The organism is Planktothrix paucivesiculata PCC 9631, assembly GCF_900009265.2.
In the GTDB taxonomy this organism is placed as follows: Bacteria; Cyanobacteriota; Cyanobacteriia; order Cyanobacteriales; family Microcoleaceae; genus Planktothrix; species Planktothrix paucivesiculata.
This window is the reverse complement of the sequence record NZ_LR735029.1, coordinates 147,069-171,566: the sequence shown is the minus strand read 5'-3', so window position 1 is coordinate 171,566 and position 24,498 is coordinate 147,069. Positions and strand designations below refer to the sequence as shown.

The window sequence follows — 24,498 nt, the reverse complement described above, 5'->3', positions numbered from 1 at the left end:
CGAAAAACCACCTAATATAGAGGCGGGAAATGGCAAGTTGGGAGTTTCTACTACAAAAAGAAGGGGATAACAGTTGGCTAACCTTAGAATCCCCCGATGTTGAGATTTTAGAAGGGCGCTACCGGATGGTAGCCCGATCTGGATATACAAACACTTCAATTGATGTTCGGATTATCTATCAAGATTTTGATGCGGTTCCCCCCGTCCAACAGGTTCAAAATCGGACACTAACCACTAATGCTGAAGGTTTGATGGTGGTGATGCCTTATACGTCCCTCAAACCCGGGAATTGGCAGTTTTCCTGCGCTCCTCAACTGACATCTGGGTTATTAGCAACCGTGGGCAAAAAAACGATACAATTGCGGGTTCTCCCCTCGGAAGCAGAAGAATTTGATCAATTTTTTGAGGATACCGAACCCCCAACGGCTAATATTATCCCCACAGAATCTCAAGTTGTTGAACCCCCAACGGAACAGTTTTCTAACGTTGTAGCGTTCCCGACCTCTGGCCGACCTATCGTTCCAGAACCAACCCAGCCACCGCTTTCGGTTGTGGAGACTCCCGAAGCATCTCCCCAAACCCTGGATGCGGTAGAAACTTTACTGAATGCTCTGCACATCGTCCTAGAACAAGATTCCTTTGTGGGCCGTTTGGGAGAAGCCTTAATCCTGTCGGGACAGGTGGAACTGCCAACGGCTACCCTGTCTTCTACTGCCCCTGTTCTGACAGAGGGACAATTGCAATTTCGCCTACGCGACCCCCAAACCGCAGAACCCTTATTTGATGTCACTCAAACCCTTACCTTCTGTGACTTCCCCCTATTTTTTTCCGGTGTGGTTTATATTCCCTTTGAATGTAAAACCCGCTTAATTTTAGGGGAAGTAATTTTTTCCCATCAGGGGGTTGGGGTGACGACCCAATCTTTTAACGTTGTTACCCAAGTAGAACATCTTTTAGAAGCGATCGATCAAGGTTTTAGTCCCGAATTGGATCAAGAAGACTTCCCCGACCTTTCGGCTTTAGATCTAGGAGTTCTGGAATTGCCCGACTGGACTGATAACAAGAATAGGGCTGAAGCGTTCACCCCGGAAACCCCTACAGTGCTTCCGCCCAAACTCAATCCTCTAGCTGCTGAATCCCGACCTGCTGCTTCCCTAGATTTGCCGATATTTGGCCAAAGCCCCCCAGTTCAAGAGGTTGAGCTACCCCCAAAACCTGCTCCTGGGATTGTGTCCTCCCAGGGGGAATCAACATCTACGGATCTTTCAACTTCTGTTTCACCGGTATTAATCGGGGATTCGTTAGAATCGATCTCGGGGACAGATGGGATTGGGCCACTTGACCCCATCGCTAAACCGAAACCCGATCCAGAGGTTCAAGAAGCCTTTCAAGCCTTAGACTTGAATAATCGCTTTTGGTCACGGCTGAATGCTTTAGCGGGGGATCGGTCGTGGTCAGAGTGGGTAAAACGGGCGAATGTTAATCCCCTACCGGAAATTCCATTTAATGCTGCAAGTAATATTGTTAAACGTTCTGAACCCAATTCATCGGATACAGCACCTTTGCCATACCCAGAAGTGATCAATGCCCAGGAAGAATTAGAAGAAATTGTAGTTGATGATGAACCTTTAGAATCCCCCGGGGCATTTTTCCCTCGACGTAAAAATAGTAAGGGAATTAAACCGGAAACCCCGCCCACAAATCAACCGGTTTCCTATGTTTTACCCGAAGATCAATCGGTTCCAGACCCTCAACTTGAGGTATTATCACCAGAAATTATTGCCGGACGTTTAGTTAAACTCAGGGTGAGACTTCCCGATGGTTTACCCCGAATTTATGTCAAGGTTTGGCTGTTTGATCGGCAAACCCGTACCGTGGTTGATGGCCCCCGTTGGTTAACGGAATTTTCACCGAATGGGTTTGATCAAATTGAAACAACCCTTGATTTAGAAATTCCTTACAGTAGTTTGGAAGTCCTATTTGAAGCGATCGCGGTGGAAATGCAAACCCAACGAGAAAGCAACAAAATCACGATTGCAGGTTCGGTTAATCCCCCTCCAGGGCCTTCTTTACCCATTCATTAATCAGGGTAGAGACGCGCCAATAGCCTACGGCATCGCTGCGCTCGGGCACGTCTCTACGAGGGGTATTTAAAGAACCCCAGCGTTTCCTAATGCTAAAATTACCCCAGCCCCTAAAATATGTCCAAAACTAGCAGTGGCTAATAATTCAGGAATTCCAAACCCGGTAAACATCCGGGGTAAACCGGGCAAACTCGGCCCTTTGCCGCGATTTTCTTTGGAAATGGCATAGAAACCGATGAAAATTGCCAATAGGTTAGAGACAATCATCACAATGGCTACACTCGGAGACCAAGTAACGGTGGCGGGAACATTATTTTGTATTGACATCAGTAAGGAAGTGTAAATCAAGTTTTTATTCTCCTGAACAATTGACGATTTTCTTAATTTCAATCATTGATTATAAAAATCTGATGTTAAAAACTCCTAATTTGTTGAAAAAGTTAATATAAGAGGGAATAGGGAATAGGCAGAATGCACCCGATTGATTTGAGCATAAGTTGATGTCCTAATTCTTAGGGGCGGTTGCTATAATTATTGTAAAATCCTGATCAGAATTGTCTAGTTAGATCAGGCCGTCAACTCAACTTCAAAAGCATCAATGCGAATTAAAATTTGTGGCATTACTCAACCGGATCAAGGTTATGCGATCACCCAACTGGGAGCGACAATGTTAGGATTTATTTGTGTTCGTGCTTCCCCGCGTTACGTCACATCGGAGCAAATTTCCAGGATTTTAGAGATTTTACCGAACTCGATTCAAACCATTGGTGTATTTGCAAATGTGAGTGTGGAGGAAATTTATCAAACGGTCACGGAAACGGGATTAACCGGTGTACAACTTCATGGGGATGAATCTCCTGATTTTTGCGATCGCCTGCGTCAAATTCTTCCTAATATAGAACTTATAAAAGCCCTACGGATTAAATCTCCAGCCACCTTAATTCAAGCCCAAAACTATTTTAATCATATCGATAGCCTATTATTAGATGCTTATCATCCGCAACAGTTGGGAGGGACGGGTCAAAGATTGGACTGGCAAATTTTGAAGCCGTTTTCTCCCCCCTGTTCCTGGTTTTTAGCCGGAGGATTAACCCCGGATAATATTGGGGAAGCATTGCAACAGTTAAAACCCGATGGTATTGATCTTTCCAGTAGCCTTGAACGTTCTCCGGGGGATAAAGATTTGGCAAAAGTTAACCAATTATTTCAAACAATTTCGGCTTTTTTCTCGGAATTGAAAACCCATTAATCAATCTTGCTTTTGATCTCCCGCACCATCTTTTCCTAACTCCTCGGACACTTCTGGGGATTCCTTCTGCAAATTTTCTATCAGAGCTTTTATCGAACTCCGAGGAATATAGGGCCAGCCTCCTTTCGATTCAATCTCTCGTAATAAATGATAGAGTTTTTGACGATTATCCGGTAAAGATTGCTGAAATAAACTCTCTCGAACATTCTGATGTAACTGTTCTAAAATTCTGAGTATCGCCAAAATCTCCAGGGTATTTCCTTCGGCGGTCTGGGCTAAGGTTAAAACCTTTTCTGCTAAAAATTCAAGCTGATTTGAGCAAGCTTGTGAATCAAATTTAGTGGGATTGTCCATAATTCAAATCCATCAATACCGAACACTCCCGCAGAGAGCGCGATCGGTAAATTAACTTAAGTAGTTTAACTGATCGTTGAAGAATTTGTACGTCGGAAAAAGACTCACGAGAAATCAACCCGGAGTTGGCAAGCCCGGCGGCTTGAGCTTCAAGGAGTAAAAACGACTCACCGCAGTTTGAACTGCCCTCAGAAATGATAAAATATGGGCAGCAAGTAAGAATAACCATCTACGCGAAGAAGTGTTTTTTAAGGAGTAACCCCTGACTTGCCTCGCCCCTACAAAGTTGTAGCCGCAGAGCAAGCAAGTAACGGAAAAACGCGGAGCGTACCAAATTGGCATGGTGATGGACTCGGAAAGCCAAAAAATGGTACAAATAAGCGCAATAGCAGCATCTTTTTGATAGTTGTTTTGAGTGTCCAGGGGGATATTTGACTATCCCTTTTAAGCAAGTCTTAAAGAATCTGCCTCTCTTTACAGGGCGGAGTGTCAAATATCAATTTTGCATATTTGAGGTTGACAATGAGATATCGCGCTTTGGTTGCTGCACTATTAGCAATCTGTTTAACTGTACTTACAGCCTGTTCTGATGGCCCAGAAGCTAAAGATCCCAAGCTACTGACCTATGATGACATTAGAAATACAGGATTAGCTGTAAACTGTCCAACTTTGCCCGAAACCGCCCGGGGTTCTATTCCGATTGATGGTGGTAAGTCCTACAGTATCAGTGGTTTGTGTCTGCAACCTACCAGCTATTTTGTCAAGGAAGAATCCACCAATAAACGCAAAGAAGCTGAATTTGTTCCGGGTCGTCTATTAACCCGATTCACCTATAGCTTAGATCAAATTACTGGCAACCTGCTGGTGGGTTCCGATGGGACACTCACCTTTAAAGAAAAAGATGGCATGGATTTCCAACCGATTACGGTTTTATTACCCGGTGGTGAAGAAGTTCCCTTCTTATTCACGGTTAAAGGGTTAGTGGCCAGTTCCCAGCCCGGATTATCCAGTATTAACACTTCTACCGATTTACGGGGAGATTTTAACGTTCCTTCCTATCGAGGCGCCAACTTCTTAGATCCTAAAGCCCGTGGGGTGAATGCTGGCTATGACAACGCCGTTGCTTTACCTGCCACCGCCGACGGAGCCGATTTAAGCACTGCTAATGTCAAGTTAGCCGATACCAAGGTTAAAGCGGGTCAGATTTCTTTACAGGTTTCTAAAATTGACGGCGAAACTGGAGAAGTGGCTGGAATTTTTGAAAGTGAACAGCCTTCTGATGATGATTTGGGTGCAAAGGAATCCTTGGATGTGAAAGTTCGGGGTGTCTTCTATGGTCGGATTGAAGCGGCTTCCTAAGCTAATCTATCCTTGAATTGAGTTCTGATTTGATCCAGGAAGAATGGGGGATCAACAGTTGCCTGTCTCCGGTTTGTGGACTTAATCACTGACTGATGATGGGTAAGGGTTCGGCCCTCAGCCTTCCTGAATTAACACAAAGATTTTTTGCCAAGTTGAATATATATAATTCCCAATTTCAGGAAATATTAATCAAATTTCTCTAAAGATCTTGCGTTAACCCCGCAAGTCAGGCTACAATAATATGTTATTAGCCCTAATAGTGTATATAAATTTACCGAAAGCTAGGCTTCTAGCCCCTAGCCTAAAAGTCCTCGTTTAGTGCTTAAGCGCGACCTCACATTGACTATTAAATATAGGTTCAGAGTCCCCCTTCTGTTGGGGCAAACCCTCTAACCTCCCATGCCATTAGAGCCGAGTGTGGTCAAGATTGATACTGAACTTATTAGCCAGCCCTACCAACGCAGGATCTTGTCATGCCTACTCAAGTTGTCAATTACCCTAGAGGAGAAAGTTTAGAACTGTTGCACCAATATCAACAGTCTGCTTCTAAGGATATCCGCAACCGGATTGTTCAGTTAAATATTGGATTGGTGCGTAAGGAGGTGCACCATTGGGTAAACCAGTGTACGGAGAGTTATGAAGATTTACTTCAAGTCGGTTGTATTGGCTTAATTCGTGCAATTGAGCGATTTGACCTGTCCAAAGGTCATGCCTTTAGTTCCTTTGCGATTCCCTATATTCGGGGAGAAATTCAACACTATTTAAGGGACAAAAGCCCGTCTGTGCGGGTTCCCCGTCAATGGTTGACCCTACAACGGCAATCGGTGAAGGTCATCCAACAACTTCAGTTAGAACTCAAGCGCCCGCCCACGGATGGGGAAGTGGCGGAGGTGTTAGGAATTTCTGTGAATGAGTGGAATGAGGTGAAGCTCGCTAATAGCAACCGTTCTGTGCTGAGTTTGGATGCTCCGATTCAAGATGGGGAAGATGGGGCGACCTGTTTGGGGGAAATGGTTCCCGATGGTCGTTATCGGAGTTTTCAGTTGGCGCAAGAGGATCAAATTCGTGTCCAGCAGGCTTTAGCTAAATTGGAAGATGGAACCCGTAAGGTTTTGGAGTTTGTGTTTTTGTATGATTTAACCCAGAAGGAAACGGCGGAACGTTTGGGAATTAGTTCGGTGACGGTTTCTCGGCGGGTGAAAAAAGGGTTGAGTTCTTTACAAAAAATGATGTCTGGTGGTGATTAGTTGGGTCGTCGGTCAATGGGAAAAAACCACAAAGGCACAAAGACACAAAGAAACAGGGAAGAATATTCAACTGATTTTCTCTGGGCGTGTAGATCCCCCCTAGCCCCCCTTAAAAATCAGGGGGTTTTCATTTTCCCAAATGCGATCGCTATCTTCAAAAAAAATTATCAATTTTTCCGATCAAATTCTCTCTAATTTTCATCAGATAAGTGGGAAATATTAAGAATGAACAATTTTCATATTTATTAACAGCAAAAGATAGCCATTGTCTTGATTAATAAGACTTTATGACTATTTATTATTAAATATTTTGAATGTTTTTTTAGAAAAATAGTTTTAAAAACTTAATTAATTCAGGCGATCGCTAAAATCTTTTCCCAATTATTTCCCAACCATGACTGTCCCTCTTTTATTGAGCTAAAACCCAAACTTCTGTATATATTCAAAATTAATGTTACTAATAACGAGAATTTTCCGGCTACGTCTATGCCTTTTATTCTTGATTTATCTTCATTAAAATTCACATCTTTGACCCAATGTACTTGATTTTCAATTAACCAATGTGCTTTAATTTTTTCTGCAAATGTTTTCGCACTTAATTTCTGACTACTAATATAATATAAAGTCTCATTATATTCTTGATCACCCCGAAAACCCGTTCTTTCTACCTGAATAAAACTTTGAAGATGAGGATAATTTTTATGGTTGACATTTTGGCTATCAAATACTGATACTTTTCTGCTAATATTTCGCCCATGACTGACATCTTTTTCTTCATATACCGTTAAAGGTTTTTCGATTTCTGCTAAAATCTTGATCCGATTGTGCAATTTAATTTGATTCCCTTTTACCGTAATTAAATAATTATTTTTGCTCTCAATTATTGCCTGAGTTGTTTCCTTACTACAATGGAGAGCATCGAGGGTAAATACTTTATTTAATAACCCGCATTTTTCTATCATAGACAGAACTTTAGCGTTTTCAGAACTTTGTTTACTTTCAAAACTTTCCGATTTAATTACTAACTTTGTTTCTTGACTAAACCAAGATACCATAATTAACATATTTTGTTTCTGATTTTCATAGTTAGTCAGGGTGTTTTTTAAAGATTTTCCATCGATCGCAATCCAATCAACGCCTTCTTGTTGCCAATAATATTCCTGGACTATTGACTGAAAAACCAACTGAATTTCTATTGAATTTATTCCGAGCATTACTCGTCTTATGGTACTATAAGACGGCAATTTTTTAGTGTTAGTTTCTAATAATTTAATTAGCTTATTTTCTTCATTTTTTCTAAAATTATCTATTTGCTTATAAGTAACATTGCCAGTTAGCAGTGCTAAAACAATGATAGTCAACACTACCCATAATTCATGTCTTTTACCACGATTTTTCCGAAAATCCTTGACTAACTTCAGTTGTTCGATTATACTGTTTAACATAGTTTTTTAAAATCAAATAAAAGTGATCTTTCTTTGATTTTACCAAAAAAAGATCACTTTTATTTTCTTTTTTACCCCCGACAATGAAAACACCCTGCTTAAAAATGGGGGAACTGGATTTATAAGTCGCCCTTTTTAGCGGGTTAACTGGATTCATAAATCCTTAAAAACGGGGAAAGTGTACTTCATAAGTCCCCCTTTTTAATGGGGATTTAGGGGGATCTGGTCTGGGATGAAAACAATAAGATTATTGCTTAAGTTGATTACAAAGGTACTAAGGTAGGAAGAAAAGAATGTGAGGTATGAGTGCGGGTTAATATCGTGTTTTTTAATGACAATAGCGATCATCATTGGGTTTGGTGTTTTCTTTTCCGATGCGGGTCACACCGAGAACGGTGGAAATAATCACGCAGCGTTTAGTTTTGCCGAGGTCGGGATGGTACAAGCCAATACGTCCGAGGGCTTGTAAACTGGTTTGGGTACATTCGTCGTTGGGGGAGTAGACGGGACAACCTTTGTGGTTGAACAGGGCGCGGTACATTGTGCCTGTGGTGGTGACTTTGTTAGTGGTGGGGTTAACTTTACGCAGGCTGGTTTCGAGTTTTCCCTTGGGGTTGGGTTGTTTATCATCGATGATAATACCGGGTGTTAGGGTTTGCCAATTGCCAGCAGAGAGTTGAACTGGGGGGATACTAGCGGGATGGAGGGCAAACTGAATACTTTTGGGAGTTTCTTGGATGCTGATTTGCCATGCTGTTTTATCCCGTTTGGCATTGCTTTGAGCCATTCGGAATGCCCATTGTAGTTGTTCTGTGGAGGTCTTTAGGCGGTAGCGGTTAATGAAGCCTAACCAACTGGGGACAACTATGGCACTGAGAATACCAATTATCAGTATAACGATTAGGAGTTCAATGAGGGTAAATCCGCTATAGGATAGGGAGCGATCGCAGGTCTTTTTAGGGTTGATCATGAAAGCACACCTGATTTTAACTAGGATGGTTATGTTTTTTAAACGAACCTAACTACCAGTTTGCTAAAAATCAGAGGCTTTGACTATGGGAAAATTACGGATTTTTTAAAATTATTTTGAACGTTGAAATTTTAATCAATTAGGGACATTACGGAGTTAAGGACTGTAAGTACAAAAACAATCCACAAACAAAATTTCTCTTAAATATAAATTGATACATCCACTTTTCATTGATTAGGAGGACATCCTTCTTGGTTAACTCCCTGTGCTGCTCTAATTGAACCTAGCACCGTTTCCACTCTTACACATTTTCTGGTATTGTCACCAAGTTTTTGATGACTAAACGTTAATTTTTGAGGAATTTTTGTAGGAACATCATCGAGGGAGCTTTGTGTGCATTCTTCGGTAGATTTGCCAACAGCACAGCCATTATAGTTAAATATCAGAGTATAAACTCCAGCATTTTCAGATAAGTTAGTACGAGTGCCATCTATCCCTATTTGAGAGTCAAAACTATGCCAAGCTGAAACAGAGGATCTATCACTTTCACTAGCAACTGATAGATCAGTAGGTTTTATTGTTGCTTGATGAATTGCCCACTGAACTTTCTGTGTCACTGGTTCTGCCCTAACACTGACTTGCCATGCTTCTCGTTTTGCTTTGGCATTGCTTTGAGCAGTACGCATAGCTCTATATACTTCATCTTGTGCACTCCCAAGGCGTTGATTGTTAATAAACCCTAACCAACTAGGAGCCGCAATTGCACTTAATATGCCGATCATTAACACAACAACCATTAACTCAAGTAATGAAAAGCCAGCAGAATTTTCATTCCTCTTAAGTGAAGGTTTGAATTTTTTAGCTCTCAGCAGAAACAATATATTTTTCATGATTTTTACCAAGGTTTAATTACAGAAATGCTTAAACTTTTATGCTTTAATTTTTTTAACGCTGAGATTTTTTTCTCTCTAATTACCTACTGTACTAATTCCCTTGACTAAGATACTAGAAGAGGGAAAATAAGCACTTCCAGAAGAGTATTTTGCATTTTCTTGAAATCGGCGTAAAGCGTTTCCTCTAATCGTAATTTGAGCGATGTTATTTGTTGAATCTACACAGGCAGAAAAGCTGCTATAGGTGGCTGCTGGAGGATCAACAGTAAAACGAGCAGTTGTACTATTATTTAATGCCGTAGGACATTGAGCCGCAATCAAAGCAGGAGCACCATTAGCAATAGTCGTTCGATCTATAAAATTGATTAATACATTTTGTGGATTATTTATATTCCCATTAGCTGTTATTGTATTAGGATTTCTCAAGTCAACACTCGTAGGAAAACCAGCATCTGGCGGTGGATATTGTACAGTTGCAATTGTTCGACCTCCTCCATTTAATTGAAAGCGAGTAATTCGAGCCGGACACTTGTTATTATCGGTATTATTTGGACACCAAATTGGATCAGCATCAGTGCGTAAATAATAAGCCACTAAAGACAAAATAAATGTATCATCACATTTTTCTGGATTAGTAACACAATTAGCTCCTCCGATGGGTATAATATTTCTAGCGACTTGCCTTTTCCAAAATACTAAAATCGGAATCTGAGTGGTACTCGCAGCCGGAATTAATTGATTAGTAGCAATAGCTTGAATTCCAGCTTGATCATAAATATAGAGTGCTTCACTCAAATCTTCTGTAATAAACTCTAGTGCAGATTGAATTTCTTTGTCAGTAACTGCTTTTGCTTCTTCTCTTTGGTCATCGTTTAGAGTATTAATAACAAAAGCCATTAAGGGTGTAATAATGATAAAAGCAATTACCGTGCCAACAAGTAACTCAATCATGCTCATTCCTAGAGAGCTTTGATTAATTTGAGTCGGTGGTTTTGGGTGATAGAACCTTTTCCAAAAGGGAGAGAAATTTTTTTTCATGGGGTCTCCTAAATTTTAAGACTTATGAACGATAGAGTTAGAAATAAGGCTAGTTCAGCAGGAATTAATAACCGTTATTTTTTCCAATGTTAATCAGCCTTAAATATGGCTATTGAAATCAATCCTTAAAATTGCTAAATCTATCCGTTTGAGAAGGAATATCACTAGACATGGTTACTAGGGGTGCATTTCGATTTCCTAGTGCATTTGTAACATTAGTAGAAGGTGTGGTTGTCTGTAAATTGTTACCAATGCCTGGAGTAAATGAGTTAGCTCGGTACACTCGAATTCCTAATTTATAACCATTATTAGGCTGGTCAGGATTCCCGCCTGAACGGACAGGCTGAACAATCATATCGGATAAACTATTATTGGTACATCCGGGCTGATTAGCAGGTAAATTGTCAAAATCAACGCAGTATAAACCTGCGGGTGCTGTGCAGTAAGCATTGGTGTTTGGACAATTTAAGTCAACAGCAGCAGGAGCGACAAAGCCTGTAACTGTTGCTGGTGGTGCTGCGATGCTAGTGATGCCATCAACTAACTCTGTGTTAATTGTTGAATCTTCATTATAAGGATTAGCTCGAATGGCATTCATATAGGTTTTGGCGGCTTGGGTTGCCAACTCAACCCGCCTCGCTTGTACGCGAGTCCCTGCCGAAAATGCAATCACAGGGCCAACCATTGTAATTAAAGCAGAAACCACTAGGATAGCCATTAATCCTTCCAGGATCGTGTAGCCGCTTTCTGAAGATTGTCTGAAATTGAGTTTGGGGAATTTGTGCTTGTTCATGGGTTGATCTCCTTGAGTTGCTTATTCATAGTCATTACAATCAGGACGCCCTTTACTGACCACATTATTGCCATCAGCACCATCGCTATCTTTTGCACAGAGCAGAGCTTTTAACCAAGGATCATCACGACCGACTTCCCGGTAATACTCGTCTGGGATAGCATCACCATTTTCATCAGTTTCCAGAACTGTGAAATTTTGAGTAAAGTAATCAGGAGCCAGTTGGTATAGCAGACCGACATCAAACCCCCAGTTCCGTGTTGGTGGGACAAAGTAGCCAATCCGTCCACCAGCATTACTGATGTTGTACAAGGTATTGTTTCCGAATAGATGCACACCAGTAGTATCCCTTAAACTCAAGTAGGGTGCTGAGGCATATTCGCTGCGACCTTTTTGCAGAAATGAACCCGCAATATTGGTTGCGATCGCATCATTCCAACTTTCGATGAAACGAGGTAGGTTTTGCATCCCCCCATTCAGTTCACCCGGACGCGCCGGAACATCGCTCGTTGTTAAGACCAGGTTAGCTTCTGTGGGACTACTGCGGGGTATCCATCGAGTCCCTTGGGCTTGTTGGTTTCCTAGGGTGGCAATTGCAGTATTACCCGCCGGAGTTGAGTTTGTGGCATTGAATTGTAAAATAGGCACTAACAAAGGTTGTCGAACTGAGTTAGAAGCAACAAAGTTAGTATCTACTTGATTAGCTTTAGCCGTGGTGGGATCAGAGTAATACCCAGGATTGAAATACCACAGAGGGTAGTCAGAACCCCAACTTTTAGCATTAGCATTTTTAGTTTGGAACCAGAGAGTATTATTTTGGGTGGTTCTGGGTTTAGAAGCTACATTAGCAAAGGTGGCTTCTACAATATTTGGAGTTGCATCAATTCCCAGTGCAACAGGTGGGTTGGTTGCTGAAATTGAGCTACCTCCTGCACCTTCCAGCCCAAATGGTGCAGTATTAGAACGTCGGAAAGCAATACGACGAGGTAGACGTTGCAGCGCTGCGAAAGTAGGAGGTTGGCCTGTTGTTCCTGCACCATTAATAGTGTTATCGAATGCCTGACCTATTTTAGTAGATGCTTTAACAGCAGGAGGATTAGGAGGAGTAGCACCTGTACTACTGAGTAATACCCAATCAGCAGGCCCACAAGCAGAAACAGGTAATTTCCGACAAACTTCCATCAAGTATTCCGAGAAGTTCCCCCGTCTTTGAACTGGAGTGACGAAGTTATTAAAGTAGGAACTGTTAATATTGTTAAGGTTGTTAGTAGTAGTAGTAGGCGTAGCTCGGTAGTAGGCATCATCTGGAGTGGTATTGGCACCGGGAACCCCAGTTTTAATTTCGTTGGCGGTAAAAGCCAAAGTTCCACTGCTTAAACCATTGGTAGCAAAGTTGTTATAGGGGTCAAAGCCATTGAGCATTCTCGCGGCTTTTGCAGAGACTTGGGTTTCATTGGTGATCGTATCGCCTGTATCACCATCACCATTTAAATCAAATCCAAAAGCAGTTTCAGTAATACTAGGAGAAATTGCATCAATCATATCAGGATCACTATTAAAGTTAAACCCAACAATGGCATTACCTGCATTATTTCTCAGGTCAAAGTCCCCTTCATTACGGAAGCCAAAGCGGAAGTTATCGGACAATAGAGTAATGGCATCCGCGAGAACCGTTGCAGGTCGCCAATTATCACCTGTACCACAAGCAAAGTTAGCAGGACGGGTTGGATCGCCTTGACGACAGGCAAAGTTAGGATTGAGGTTATTTCGTGAATAGAATTGATTAATATTCCAACTGAATGTGCCTGTAAACTCAGCTTGAGTGTGTCTATTGAAATTTCCTTGAATATAAACTGGCACATTAGAGGCTAGAATTAAGCCTTTTTCTTTGAGAATATCCTCTACAGTAGTGGCAGCCTGATTGTTATTTCGACCTAAGCTATTGCCATTAATCAGCATAATCCCATTGGGACGGCGAGTGGGATCTAGCAGAAAATCAGCCGGACTCAATTCAGCGCTGGTATTTTCATTAATGCCATTGTTAGTATCGTTGGGTAAACGATTGCTCCGATCAGGAAGGGCATCTTCTCGACTCGCATAGATAATGCCACTATTAGGGAGCAAATATTCTGGTGATGGGCCTGTAATGCCTCCAGCTAGAGTAATGGTTTGGTTTCTCAACACATTTAAGTCGATTTGAGTCACCCGAATTTCTAAAGGTTGGCGTTCCTCTAAGGGCAAATCATAAAGTCCTGATAGTTGTGCTGGCCCACTTAAAGGACTGCTGAGGCTAAAAGTTTCATCAACACTGGTCGTCAGATCATCCCGATCTAATGCTTTAACTTCTCTTGGATTTAACAGAGTAACTTCTTTAATGGCATTATTGGGAATAATCGTTTGAGGAGTCGCTCCGTTGAGGATACTCAAAGCGCAAAGTGTGGTATCAAGAGCGGATTGATCTGCCAAAGTTAATGTCTGACTGGCGGCTAATTTTGTTAAGGCATCTCTCAATGGTTTATTCGCAAACCGTCCATCGGGAAAGACCATATTAGCTTGATTTGCTAAATCTGTGGGGGCTGTAAATTTCCAACCGTTTTGAAGAGTTGCACTGGTGGGTCTGTTATCTGGGAAAGGATAAACAATTCCATTATTGGATAAGCCACCTGTAGCTCCCCCAGGTAAGCTGGTCATATTCTTTGCCGTTGTCTTATCCGAAGGATCGTAATAACTACTGACACAGGCAATGGGTTCTTGAGTCAAATCTGGCGGATCAGTGGAAGGATTAAAGGCATCTTGGGCATAGTGATATACTGCCGTTGCCCGCATCCGTAAGTCTCCCTTAAGATATTTGGGAGTATAGGGATCAATTGTGGGAGTTGCAGTAGCGGATGAACCAGAGACAGCAGGGTTACTACTATCCCAGTTATTATTAACATTATCAAAAGGTATTTGAACACCAACTACCCGAGACATCGGCATCGTGTCCGGCCAAACTATGTCAAATGCTTCTGCTGTAGCTGTCGTTGCCGGATCATCATATTTACTTTCATCGATTGTTGGTGTACTCGGATCATTCCATTTTGGGGGAGGTAAAAATGAATTATCTCGCTCATAAACACCTGCTCCTGTAATAACCCGTAATCCTCCAAAATTACTGAATTCTGAGAAAGGCTCTCTAGCGGCTAGTTTTTCCCAAAAACCATCTCGACTTCTATCTCCAGCAGAAGGATATTTAGACAGCCGACTGACACGAGTACGTTCAGTAGCATCTGTCCATTGATCGTTAGCAATTGTAGCTGTTGCTGTTACCCATTTATTTGTACTATCGAGAGCTAAAGCGGGTAAGTTATTTCCTTCTACAACGCGATCGCCAATCACAGTTTCAACGCCACTGGCTTGTTGTGTTTCCGGTTTTGTTGCCGACAATCTGCTTGGAGTAACGGTGACCATAGCCGTCGAAATCAACGTCCATGTATCAGGCGGACGTAGGGTATCTCCGCTACCTTGTAGAGGGTTAGTTCCGCTAGGAGGAAGTCCATAGGGACTTAGTGCCGCAGTAGTATTACTGACGCTACTGACCTCGGCAAAAGTAACTTTCCGCAGGCGATCTTTAAAATAACTTTGTAATTCTTCTCGACGAATTTTTGATTTAACTAAACTGGAATCGTCAGCCATGCGACGGCTAACGGCTTCTTTAACTGAAGTTGGATCACTTGTCCCAGTAGCGTCCTGCTCTTGCCATCGGACTAAGGCTTCTAGGCGACTCCGATAAGCAAAATCATTAAAAGCTCCAGCATAAGCACCATTTGATATAGATTGCTCGGTGCTATCTATAGTTCTTACAGTTGGAGGAGCGGTTCCATTGAATAAATGTATATTAACAGAGCGAATGTTAGCAGCTAGATTATTCCCTAGCATTCCATTAATGACATTTCCCCCTACAACAATCTTGCTTTTTTCCTGCTGATAAAAACAAGAATTAATTGAGCTTATTTGATAAATATTTAATCCACTTCCAAAGTGGGAAACGATTAAATTTCCTTGAGTATATAAGTTTCCATTTAAGTTAAAAGCAGGCCCAGGTGTGATATCTAAATCATTTTCATAAACAACACCTGTTAAATATTTTTGTTTCCAGTCTTGTTGATATTCTAAAGCGGTAAAGCTTGGTTCTCCTTTATACTCTAAAAATTCCTGAGCATTAAACTGAGGCGCTCCATTCGAATCCTTGACGTTAGCTACAAAGTTATCAATATCTGTTTGAGTAGCGGGTACAGTTGTTGTATAGACAAAAATACTTTTCTTCAGTTTCCCCTCCATAGGAGACCAACCTGAAGCTGTTACTAAAGAAGCATTCTGACCACTGGCAAATTCACATTCAGGACGAGTTGCACTCTTGAACGGAGGCATAGGTAATGTTCTAGCTTCTAAAGGAATTCTTTTAGTGCCTTCAGGGGAGCGAAAGAAAAGACCATACAAAACAAAGCTATCAAATTGACCATCATTATTAGTATCAACGGGAAATCGCCAAGCTGTTTTAACCCGTTCATTATCCCGAAAGTTATCATCATCTTCACCCAGACGCCCATCATTGGCTGGTGCTGAACCATTCGGTTGAATTCCATTATTGTCAGAGTCAAACTCAACTCTGAGAACTTCTTCATCCTTAAATCGATAGGCTGTAAAATTCCCTGATGTTAATGTTTGATAAAAGTTGGGTTCATCTAAAACTTTTCCTTCTAACTCTTTAAACATTTGCTCAATTTTCGCTCTCCCCCTATCAACAGCAGGAGTTGCAGCATTTAAAGCCTCTTGACTGACTCTGACCATACGGGCATCTTGCGATCGCTCTAAAGCTCGAAATGAAATCGCAATAGTTAGCAATACCACCACCAACAATACCATCGTCACCGTTGGTAAAACAAACCCCGCCCGACCATAGCGGTCTTGACGGTTAATGAGCATCAAACTCCGTAGGAGCGATCTCGTCAAGTTTCGAGTCATCCGTTGGCACAAAATACGGATTCGTCGGAACAGAGAGAGAATGAAGTTATGAGACTTGATCTGCTTACGCTGTGACATAGACGCCTACCTAACCATTATTTCCAGGTGGTGATGCTAACTCTTAAGGTAACTCAAGGATTACAGCCTAAAATTAGGACAATAAAAAGCTAACCCCATTGTTAATTTTGAGTACAACTGCTAATTTATTAAGATTTATGAAAGATAGGAAAGATCCATATCTTTAGTTTTAGCACTTTGCTCTTGAACCTTTTCCCTAATACTCCGAGGATTTCAGTTTTTTTAAAATTGAGCCAGAATGTAACAGTAGGCTGCTGACACGTTCTCAGGGAAATTTAGCCCTACTATCTATGTTAAACGGTTACTTGGGGGAGTTGTGTGATTAACCCTTTATGCTTTTGTGATCTGACGCACCTTAGCTGAATCCCTAAGAGTATAGAGGATGTTCTATAACTAGAATGCCCCCCATAGGGACAAAAGTGATCAGGGCATCGTAAAAGAAGTCTAGTTAAGCTTGAGCTTACTTAAACTCGTAGACTATAGCCAAATCGATTAACCCTTTTTTCAAATTTGACTTGAATATAGTCGGTATACAAAGCTTTAAACAAATTCTGTCTATCTTTCCACCAGTTGAAATAACGGTCATTAACTCCCACACAAATATTCAGATTTGAAATAACTGACTCAACCCCAATAAACGTATAAATTTGATTCAGAATCAGTTGAGGATTTTCAATTAAATCTTCATATTTTAAAACCAATAAACGTTTTAAATACGGTCGATCCCGTTCAAATTGTTCATAACAAACTAACCAATGTTTTATTAATGAATAGAGTTGAGTATGACTCCATTTTTTAGTTGCATAAGCAACAGGAATGGGATGGCGTAAAATAATAATAAAGAAAGAATTAGGAAATAAAGCTTGTAAAAAACGAGTTTTTAAAAGATTTGGGGGTGATTTTTCTAATAAGATTGGTCGTTGTAAATCCCAGTAATGACTCCATTCTTGAAACATCTTTTGAGCATTTTCTGAAGAAGCTAAATCAGAGGTTTCATTCAAAAAAGAACCTGAATTAAAGCCAAAGCGACCAGGGCCACCATAAACCATTGCTGGGGGATAAACAGACTGTAAAAATTGCCCTTCATCTTCGCTCACCCCTGTATCTTTAAAGCCACTAATTTTAGGATGTTCTCTTAAGCAGTTAGCCAGCAGCGTTGTTCCGCTCCGATGTAAACCCCCTATAAAAACATATTGATGATGATTCATATAATCAAAGAAAGTATATTTGTAAAAAATTGTGAAGCTCTACCAAAAAGTTGTAAGGACACAACTTTGTGTGTCCCTACATCAATAAGCATCATGAGTTGCCTACAGTTAGAATTTATTCAAATCAAGTCCGGCTTTTTTTGCCATGGCTTGTAAGCCTTTGAGTTCAATGGTTTTAATGGCTTTTGTAGAAAGTTTTAATCTCACAAAACGATTGCCTTGGGGCCACCAAATCCGTTTCCATTGTAAATTCGCTTCCTGCAATTTGTGGGTGCGACGGTGGGAGTGGGACACGGCCATACCGTTATTGGCTCTCTTTCCCGTTAACTGACAAATCCGAGACATGGTTAACTCCAGCTTACTGTATTAAAAGTCCAAACCTCCATTATACATGAATGGCTTCACTATTTTGATCAGGACTTACATTAGCCTTATTCGTGTTGATTTTGATTCCGTCGGAAGTTCTGTTCAACAAATCGGATGCTGACCCGGTTTAACTGCGTGAATATTTTCACTCCCTGAATGGGGCCATCCTCGGCGATCGCCCGCTTCGGCCGGTTGTCCCCAACCCAATTGTAATAATATTTCTAAAAAACTCGATTTCTCCCACTTCCAAATACAAGCCCATTCCGTCCGTTGCACAATTCCATCTACTTCCTGAACACAAATCTGGCGATAATCTTTTCCCCCATTTAAACTTAAATATAAATCCATCCCCACCGTCACATCATGCCAAAACTCTAACACCTCAATTCTTGATTGTTTCAAGGGTTCAAAATCCCCGGGTAAAGCGATTAATTGTTCATCAATAATTGGAAATTTGAGGCTTTTTTCCTGAACCTTAATTTCTCGCCAAACAATTCCCGAGACTTGATAGTCTTGTTGATACTGATGGATTGTCGCTTTAAAATTCTGATAGGCGGTAAACTTTTGAATGCCCTCGGGTTTTAAAAAACAATCAACCACTGGATTACCGACGGCCGGAGTTGCCCTTAAATTCAAACGCTCTCCTTTCAGGCACGCTTGGCGCTCCTGTTTTAAGATTTGGATCAGTTCCTCTGTACTGTAGATTTTTGACATCAGAAACGTCCTAAATTGCCAATATTTATAGGATAGGTCTGCAATTGAGAACATGGTAGTGCATCCCGATTAGGGATGTCAAGGAACTGATCGGCAAGTTCAACCTCTTAAAGACTGATTATTGAATAGAATTGAGTTTAGATTTTAGTAACTTCAATTGATCGGAACTCAGCTTAACTTTAACATCAATTAACTGTTGATGATCCCGTAATAAAATCATGCCATTGCCTACGGCTAAATCGGGATCGGTTAATTCAATCATTTGATAAGGAGGTTGATAGCCTTCAACTCGAATTACTACTTGCTGTTGAGATTGGGGAAAAATATACAGTCGTTTTTGTTGAGAATCCAGTTCTAACTTATGGGGAGTAATATTCAGTTCTTGGGGATATTCCGGTTTAAAATAATAGAGTGTAATCCCCCGAATTTCTGGATTTTTGATCTTAAAGGTTTCATCAAAACGTTGAGGTTGCCAATCTAAATTGCTTAAATTCCCGTCCGTAGGAATCAAACGTTGTTGCCACTGTATTGACCGATCCTGTAGGGATGCCCACCACTGACGAATCAGATCGAGATGGGTTGTATTATCGGGGTGATCGCTACCAGACTGCCAAAGGGTAATCATGATTTTTTTATCCTATTTTTTTGTGAGTTCCCAACATCAATTCCCGCAAATCTCTGATTTTCTCCCTAATATTCTCTGTACCCGACCTGATCCAAACGATGTTGTTTTTCTAAAACAGATTGTTTAAGATTTTCTCGATAGTCTTGAACTTTTTGTAAGAGTTCAGGATCATGACTGGCTAGGATTTGTACCGCTAATAAACCCGCATTTTTAGCATTCCCGATCGCCACGGTGGCTACGGGAATTCCCCCGGGCATTTGTACAATAGAATAAAGAGAATCCACGCCCTGTAATGTCCGTGTGATCACCGGAACCCCAATCACCGGCAGAGGAGTTAAAGCAGCAACCATCCCGGGTAAATGGGCCGCACCTCCGGCTCCGGCAATAATCACTTTTAATCCTCTTAAATGGGCGGTTTTAGCGTATTCAAACATCCGTTCTGGGGTACGGTGGGCGGAAACAATGGCCACCTCATGGGGGATGTTGAATTCTTCGCAAATGGCGATCGCCTCGGCCATCGTCGGTAAATCCGAATCACTGCCCATGATCATTCCGATCACGGGAGTAGAGTTAATTGATAATGGTGTAGAGTTCAAAGCCAACGGTTCCTCATGAGCACAACATTACAGCCAGACGCTGTTAACCTCGATATTATCAATGTCCGTCTCCCAGAATCCCAAAATTTGCAACAGGTTTGCATCCGCCAGGGTAAAATCCATAGGGTACAACCGATGGTAGAGGAGTTGTCCTCCCCGTCTACTGATATCCTAGATTTGCAAGGAGATTGGCTATCCTTGGGGGGTATCGATTTACAAATTAATGGGGCATTGGGATTAGCGTTTCCCGATTTAGAACCCCAAGATCTGCCGAAATTGACCCAAATTTGTCAGTATTTATGGGAGCAGGGCATTGATGGGTTTATGCCCACGATTGTAACTACTTCCATCGATAAAATTCAGCGATCGCTCGCCACAATAACCGAATTTATCCAAACCGTTTCCCCCGATCAACCCACCGCTAAAATCCTGGGGGTGCATCTGGAAGGGCCGTTTCTCAATCCCAGTAAACGGGGCGCCCATCCTGAAGAATATTTATTACCCCTAACCTGGGAGCAGGTCAAACGGGTTCTGGGAGACTATGCAAACCTAGTCAAAATCATCACCCTAGCCCCGGAATTAGACCCCACAGACACGATAATTCCCTATTTGAAAAATTTGGGCATAATTGTGAGTTTGGGGCATTCCCAAGCCACAGCACCCCAGGCAGAACGGGCTTTTACCCTGGGGGCAACGATGGTGACTCATGCCTTTAATGCCATGCCCGGTCTACACCATCGAGAACCGGGTTTATTGGGGGCAGCCTTGGTTAACAATCGGGTTCAATCGGGCTTGATTGCCGATGGAGAGCACATTTCTCCTCTGATGGTTAATTTATTATTACGGATGTCGGGAATGAACCAACCCAGGGAAGCCACAGGTTTAATTCCCGTGTTTTTGGTGAGTGATGCCTTAGCTCCTTTAGGGCTACCCGATGGGGTTTATCCTTGGGATGAACGACAAATTGAGGTGAAAGCGGGAACAGCCCGTTTAGTCGATGGCACATTAGCGGGAACTACCTTACCCCTATTAACGGGGGTAAAAAATTTAGTCGGGTGGAATTGCTGTGATGTAGGAGAGGCGATCGCCTTGGCCACCATTGCTCCTCGCCAAGCCCTGGGTGAGTTTTCCCTAATCGGTGCATCAGCCGGCCAACTGTTACGATGGAAATTTGATTCCACCTCGGAAAAGATGAATATGAATTGGCAGCGACTATTCGGGGGGCTTAATCCTCCTCAACTCACCGAAAATCAAATAAAATGAAGTCGAATTGAGAAGTCTAACTGTTAACTTTTATATACAAATATGGGTGAAGCAAAACGCCGAAAAGACAACATGGGAGAACGTTATGGCCAAGACGAAAAAATTGCGCCTTGGTTTCCCGTTACTAAAAATCAAAGTCAAAAATTCGTAGAAGTCACGACTAAAGCCAGTTGGTTGGGGATTGCTTTACTGGTTGTCGCCTGGATTACGATTCGATTTATCGGCCCCGGATTGGGCTGGTGGCAAATTGATTAATATTCAGGGAAAGGGGAGAGAAGTAACGGAAACAACCGATTAAAGATTGAATCAGTCGGGTTTAAACTTATTGGAAATATTAGATTTTTTAACAGGTTTAGACCCGATTTTCCCGGTAATCCGTGATTCTTTCAGGATTTTAAGTGGGTTAGGGTGGTAAATTCAGAAAAATTTAAACGGTGATTGTTTTCTTAGATACCTTATGAATTGAGGGTTTTGGTTAACCTACAAAACATTCTCAAGTTATAGCAGTGGGGAGGTGATCTTTTCAATTTAGGCTTGTCAGACTAAGATTAATATTTCAGCACCATAAGTTTAGGATTATGTTACATTTTGTAAATAATCTTAGATTTGGTGATAGGAGGAGAATTATGTTTCTCAGAATTGCAGAACAACACCGCAAATTTGTACAGGACTTGGTGATGAACCTCCAAGCTCTGGCGACGGTGCTAGAAAGACAGGGGTATCTGGCTTCGTGCTATACCTGCGGTGGTCAGATGAATAGTGCCTCCTTCATGGTGAGTTTAGGCGAAAGTCATTTGATTCGTTTTCTGGTATCGGACTATGGGATTACCTGGACAGAAATGCGTGATGATCGCGAACTCATGAAACTTGAAGGAGCCGAAGCCATTCAACAGTTACAGGAGTTAGCGAATCTAGTGATTTATAGAAGTGCACCGTCCCCGGGTCTGGTAGCTCCCAAACTTCCCCAGCGTGCGTAGACAATGCGACCCGTATCGCCTTTCTACAGATCTAATGAGGTTGATGGAGTTAACTCCTGTTGGTGGTCATCTAAAATCACTAAACAACTGTTTAGCCTGGCTCCCTTCCCTTGAGGAAATTCAGCAATTGCTGGTTAGCATTATAGTGGAGTTTATGGTGACATTAGAATCTGATTGGACACATCTGTTTGTGGAAACGAATAATATTCGTTTACATACGGTTACCCAAGGTGAGGGTGAACTGGTTGTTTTGCTACATGGATTCCCTGAATTTTGGTACGCTTGGCGCTATCAAATCCCCGCTTTAGCTCGTTATTTCAAGGTCGTTGTACCGGATTTGCGCGGTTACAACGATTCAGATAAACCCGAAAGTGGCTATGATTTAGATACCCTAGTAGCTGATATTCAAGGTTTAATTCAACGTTTGGGCTATGCTAAAGCTCATATTGTTGGGCATGATTGGGGGGGATTAATTGCCTGGCATTTTGCCCAGAAATTTCCCGAATCTCTGAATCGTTTGGCGATTCTAAACGCTCCTCCCCCTTATCGTTTTGTGCAAGAATTAGTTAGTAATTTAGACCAAGTTCGCCGCAGTTGGTTTATTTTTGCTTTTCAAGTTCCAGGAATTCCTGAGTGGTTAATTCAACAAAATTTAAAAGAATTTGTCACTACTGCTTTGCGAGAACACGCGATTCGTAAGGGCGCTTTTAGTGCGGAAGAAACTCAAATTTATGAAGCAGCTTTACAAAAACCCGGGGTATTACACGCGGCGATGAGTTATTATCGTCATTTATTTTGGCCGCCCATTTGGGTGTTAAATTGGGTGCGAGCTCCTCAACAAGTCCTCTCTCCTACCTTGGTTTTATGGGGAAAGGAAGATTCATTTTTAAGTCATCATCTCACGGAAGGTTTAGATCGATTAATTGCCGCCCCGTTTAAACTAAAATTAATTCCCGATTGTGGTCATTGGATGCAGCAGGAAGTTCCCCAAACCGTGAATCGAGAATTATTGAATTTTTTAAGACGTTAAGGAGTCGGTTAAAAGAAATCTTCTGACGTGATTAAGTCTGCTTTTATTCCTTCTAAAATAGCTATAACCTGGGTTTCAAATTGGATTAAGGTATTTTCTCCATCTTGGGTGATGCTCAGGTTTTCAAAAGGGATAAAATTATCTAAGTTATCATTCAGACTCACCAGAATTTTATCTTGATTATCTTGAAAATCAATAATTTTATCTTGACCTGAATTAACCACAATAATAAGGAGGTCATTTCCAGTTCCTCCTGCTAAAATATCATCCCCTTGATCACCCCATAAAGTATCATTACCAGCACCACCGATCAGGCTATCATTATTTTGTCCCCCATAAAGAATATCATCTCCTGAACCTCCATTTAAGGTGTCATTTCCCTCGTTTCCCAACAGAATATCATCGCCTCCTTCACCACAAAGTAAATCGGCTTCTTCCCCCACATTTGCTTCGGTTTGTGCTCCTAAACTTCCATAAAGTGTGTCTTCCCCTTCACCGCCACAAAGGGTATCGTTTCCTTGATCACCTAATAGTAAATCATCACCCCCATTCCCATCAACTAAATCATCATTTTTCCCCCCATACAAGTTATCATTTCCCCCCTGTCCTGAGAGAGAATCCTGATCTTGATTTCCTAAAATTAAATCATTTCCTTCATTCCCAAATAATAAGTCTAGTCCATCTTTATCGGGATTAGATGGATTATTAATTCCACCGAATAAAGTATCATTTCCATCCTCTCTTAGTACGGTATCATTGTCCTCATCTCCCCAAATAATATCATTCCCTTGATTCCCCAAAATTAGATCATCTTCTTTCCCTCCATATATCGTGTCTTCTCCTAATTCACCTATCAATAAATCTGAGCTTTTATTCCCCAATAAAATATCATTTTGTCTTCCTCCAATTAGGGTATCTTTTCCCTCTAAACCGATTAAAGTATCAGTCCCGCCAAAGATTTGTAAAAAGTCATTTCCCTCAGTCCCGAATAATAATTCATCCTGTTCATTCCCTAAAATTCCATCGATAGGTTGAGTTAAATTAACATTAGGAGAATCAGGAAAAGAGGGACAGAGACAGTCTGGGTCTTCAGGTTCGGGTGTGGGTTCGGGCGTAGGCGTGGGCGTTGGTTCGGGTTCGGGCGTTGGTGTTGGCGTGGGTTCGGGCGTTGGTGTTGGCGTGGGTTCGGGTGTTGGTGTTGG

22 protein-coding genes are annotated in these 24,498 nt (G+C 41.6%); 8 read left to right on the top strand and 14 right to left on the bottom strand.

Annotation, left to right across the window (positions count from 1 at the left end; translation table 11 throughout):
• The first annotated feature begins 29 nt into the window (after positions 1–29).
• Entirely contained in the window at positions 30–2,084 is a 2,055-nt protein-coding gene (locus PL9631_RS25380) for a hypothetical protein (RefSeq protein WP_083624755.1), read from the top strand.
• 66 nt (positions 2,085–2,150) lie between these two features.
• On the opposite strand, the gene psaK is transcribed toward PL9631_RS25380, so the two are convergent.
• Complete coding sequence (gene psaK, locus PL9631_RS25375) at positions 2,151–2,411, bottom strand: photosystem I reaction center subunit PsaK (protein WP_407947608.1); 261 nt, start codon at positions 2,409–2,411, stop codon at positions 2,151–2,153.
• A 271-nt stretch (positions 2,412–2,682) separates the two neighbouring features.
• On the opposite strand from psaK, the gene PL9631_RS25370 reads away from it, so the two are divergent.
• Complete coding sequence (locus PL9631_RS25370) at positions 2,683–3,333, top strand: phosphoribosylanthranilate isomerase (protein WP_083624752.1); 651 nt, start codon at positions 2,683–2,685, stop codon at positions 3,331–3,333.
• On the opposite strand, the gene PL9631_RS25365 is transcribed toward PL9631_RS25370, so the two are convergent.
• On the bottom strand, positions 3,334–3,687 hold the full coding sequence (locus PL9631_RS25365) for a hypothetical protein (RefSeq protein WP_083624750.1): 354 nt from the start codon (positions 3,685–3,687) through the stop codon (positions 3,334–3,336).
• Between the two features lie 522 nt (positions 3,688–4,209).
• Here PL9631_RS25365 and psbO point away from each other — a divergent pair.
• On the top strand, positions 4,210–5,046 hold the full coding sequence (gene psbO / locus PL9631_RS25360) for a photosystem II manganese-stabilizing polypeptide (RefSeq protein WP_083624748.1): 837 nt from the start codon (positions 4,210–4,212) through the stop codon (positions 5,044–5,046).
• 476 nt (positions 5,047–5,522) lie between these two features.
• Positions 5,523–6,296 (top strand): RNA polymerase sigma factor SigF, encoded by a 774-nt coding sequence (locus PL9631_RS25355; RefSeq protein WP_083624746.1) that lies wholly within the window; start codon positions 5,523–5,525, stop codon positions 6,294–6,296.
• A 353-nt stretch (positions 6,297–6,649) separates the two neighbouring features.
• Here PL9631_RS25355 and PL9631_RS25350 read toward each other — a convergent pair whose 3' ends face one another.
• The 11 genes from PL9631_RS25350 to purE form a co-directional block, all read right to left on the bottom strand.
• A complete protein-coding gene (locus tag PL9631_RS25350) occupies positions 6,650–7,741 on the bottom strand; it encodes an ISAs1 family transposase (protein WP_083616174.1) in 1,092 nt (363 codons plus the stop codon).
• 328 nt (positions 7,742–8,069) lie between these two features.
• On the bottom strand, positions 8,070–8,711 hold the full coding sequence (locus tag PL9631_RS27110) for a prepilin-type N-terminal cleavage/methylation domain-containing protein (RefSeq protein ID WP_083624744.1): 642 nt from the start codon (positions 8,709–8,711) through the stop codon (positions 8,070–8,072).
• Between the two features lie 227 nt (positions 8,712–8,938).
• A complete protein-coding gene (locus PL9631_RS25340) occupies positions 8,939–9,601 on the bottom strand; it encodes a pilus assembly FimT family protein (protein ID WP_083624742.1) in 663 nt (220 codons plus the stop codon).
• Positions 9,602–9,679: 78 nt separating this feature from the next.
• The gene (hpsC, locus tag PL9631_RS25335; protein ID WP_083624740.1) at positions 9,680–10,642 is read right to left on the bottom strand and encodes a hormogonium polysaccharide secretion pseudopilin HpsC; all 963 of its coding nucleotides are present in this window, start codon (positions 10,640–10,642) and stop codon (positions 9,680–9,682) included.
• A gap of 118 nt (positions 10,643–10,760) precedes the next feature.
• On the bottom strand, positions 10,761–11,435 hold the full coding sequence (hpsB, locus tag PL9631_RS25330) for a hormogonium polysaccharide secretion pseudopilin HpsB (RefSeq protein WP_083624738.1): 675 nt from the start codon (positions 11,433–11,435) through the stop codon (positions 10,761–10,763).
• Positions 11,436–11,456: 21 nt separating this feature from the next.
• A complete protein-coding gene (gene hpsA, locus PL9631_RS25325) occupies positions 11,457–16,517 on the bottom strand; it encodes a hormogonium polysaccharide biosynthesis protein HpsA (RefSeq protein WP_269321721.1) in 5,061 nt (1,686 codons plus the stop codon).
• Between the two features lie 464 nt (positions 16,518–16,981).
• Positions 16,982–17,725 (bottom strand): sulfotransferase family protein, encoded by a 744-nt coding sequence (locus tag PL9631_RS25320; RefSeq protein WP_083624734.1) that lies wholly within the window; start codon positions 17,723–17,725, stop codon positions 16,982–16,984.
• Positions 17,726–17,833: 108 nt separating this feature from the next.
• Positions 17,834–18,070 carry a 50S ribosomal protein L28 gene (gene rpmB / locus PL9631_RS25315; RefSeq protein ID WP_026787250.1) on the bottom strand — a complete coding sequence of 79 codons (237 nt, stop codon included), beginning with the start codon at positions 18,068–18,070 and terminating at the stop codon, positions 17,834–17,836.
• 123 nt (positions 18,071–18,193) lie between these two features.
• Positions 18,194–18,805, bottom strand: coding sequence for a hypothetical protein (locus PL9631_RS25310; RefSeq protein ID WP_083624791.1), 612 nt, complete (start codon positions 18,803–18,805; stop codon positions 18,194–18,196).
• 118 nt (positions 18,806–18,923) lie between these two features.
• Positions 18,924–19,430 carry a hypothetical protein gene (locus tag PL9631_RS25305; RefSeq protein ID WP_083624732.1) on the bottom strand — a complete coding sequence of 169 codons (507 nt, stop codon included), beginning with the start codon at positions 19,428–19,430 and terminating at the stop codon, positions 18,924–18,926.
• A 65-nt stretch (positions 19,431–19,495) separates the two neighbouring features.
• Positions 19,496–19,975 (bottom strand): 5-(carboxyamino)imidazole ribonucleotide mutase, encoded by a 480-nt coding sequence (gene purE, locus PL9631_RS25300; protein ID WP_197046511.1) that lies wholly within the window; start codon positions 19,973–19,975, stop codon positions 19,496–19,498.
• A gap of 66 nt (positions 19,976–20,041) precedes the next feature.
• On the opposite strand from purE, the gene nagA reads away from it, so the two are divergent.
• From nagA to PL9631_RS25280, 4 genes are all read left to right on the top strand, one after another.
• The gene (nagA, locus tag PL9631_RS25295; RefSeq protein ID WP_083624728.1) at positions 20,042–21,289 is read left to right on the top strand and encodes an N-acetylglucosamine-6-phosphate deacetylase; all 1,248 of its coding nucleotides are present in this window, start codon (positions 20,042–20,044) and stop codon (positions 21,287–21,289) included.
• Positions 21,290–21,331: 42 nt separating this feature from the next.
• Positions 21,332–21,544, top strand: a complete 213-nt coding sequence (locus PL9631_RS25290) for a DUF2839 domain-containing protein (RefSeq protein WP_083624726.1) — start codon at positions 21,332–21,334, stop codon at positions 21,542–21,544.
• A 371-nt stretch (positions 21,545–21,915) separates the two neighbouring features.
• On the top strand, positions 21,916–22,266 hold the full coding sequence (locus PL9631_RS25285) for a DUF1815 family protein (protein ID WP_083624724.1): 351 nt from the start codon (positions 21,916–21,918) through the stop codon (positions 22,264–22,266).
• Between the two features lie 154 nt (positions 22,267–22,420).
• The gene (locus PL9631_RS25280) at positions 22,421–23,296 is read left to right on the top strand and encodes an alpha/beta fold hydrolase (protein WP_083624789.1); all 876 of its coding nucleotides are present in this window, start codon (positions 22,421–22,423) and stop codon (positions 23,294–23,296) included.
• Between the two features lie 8 nt (positions 23,297–23,304).
• Here the strand turns inward: PL9631_RS25280 and PL9631_RS26375 are convergent.
• A partial coding sequence (locus tag PL9631_RS26375; protein WP_269321720.1) for a calcium-binding protein occupies positions 23,305–24,498 on the bottom strand: 1,194 nt, incomplete at its 5' end.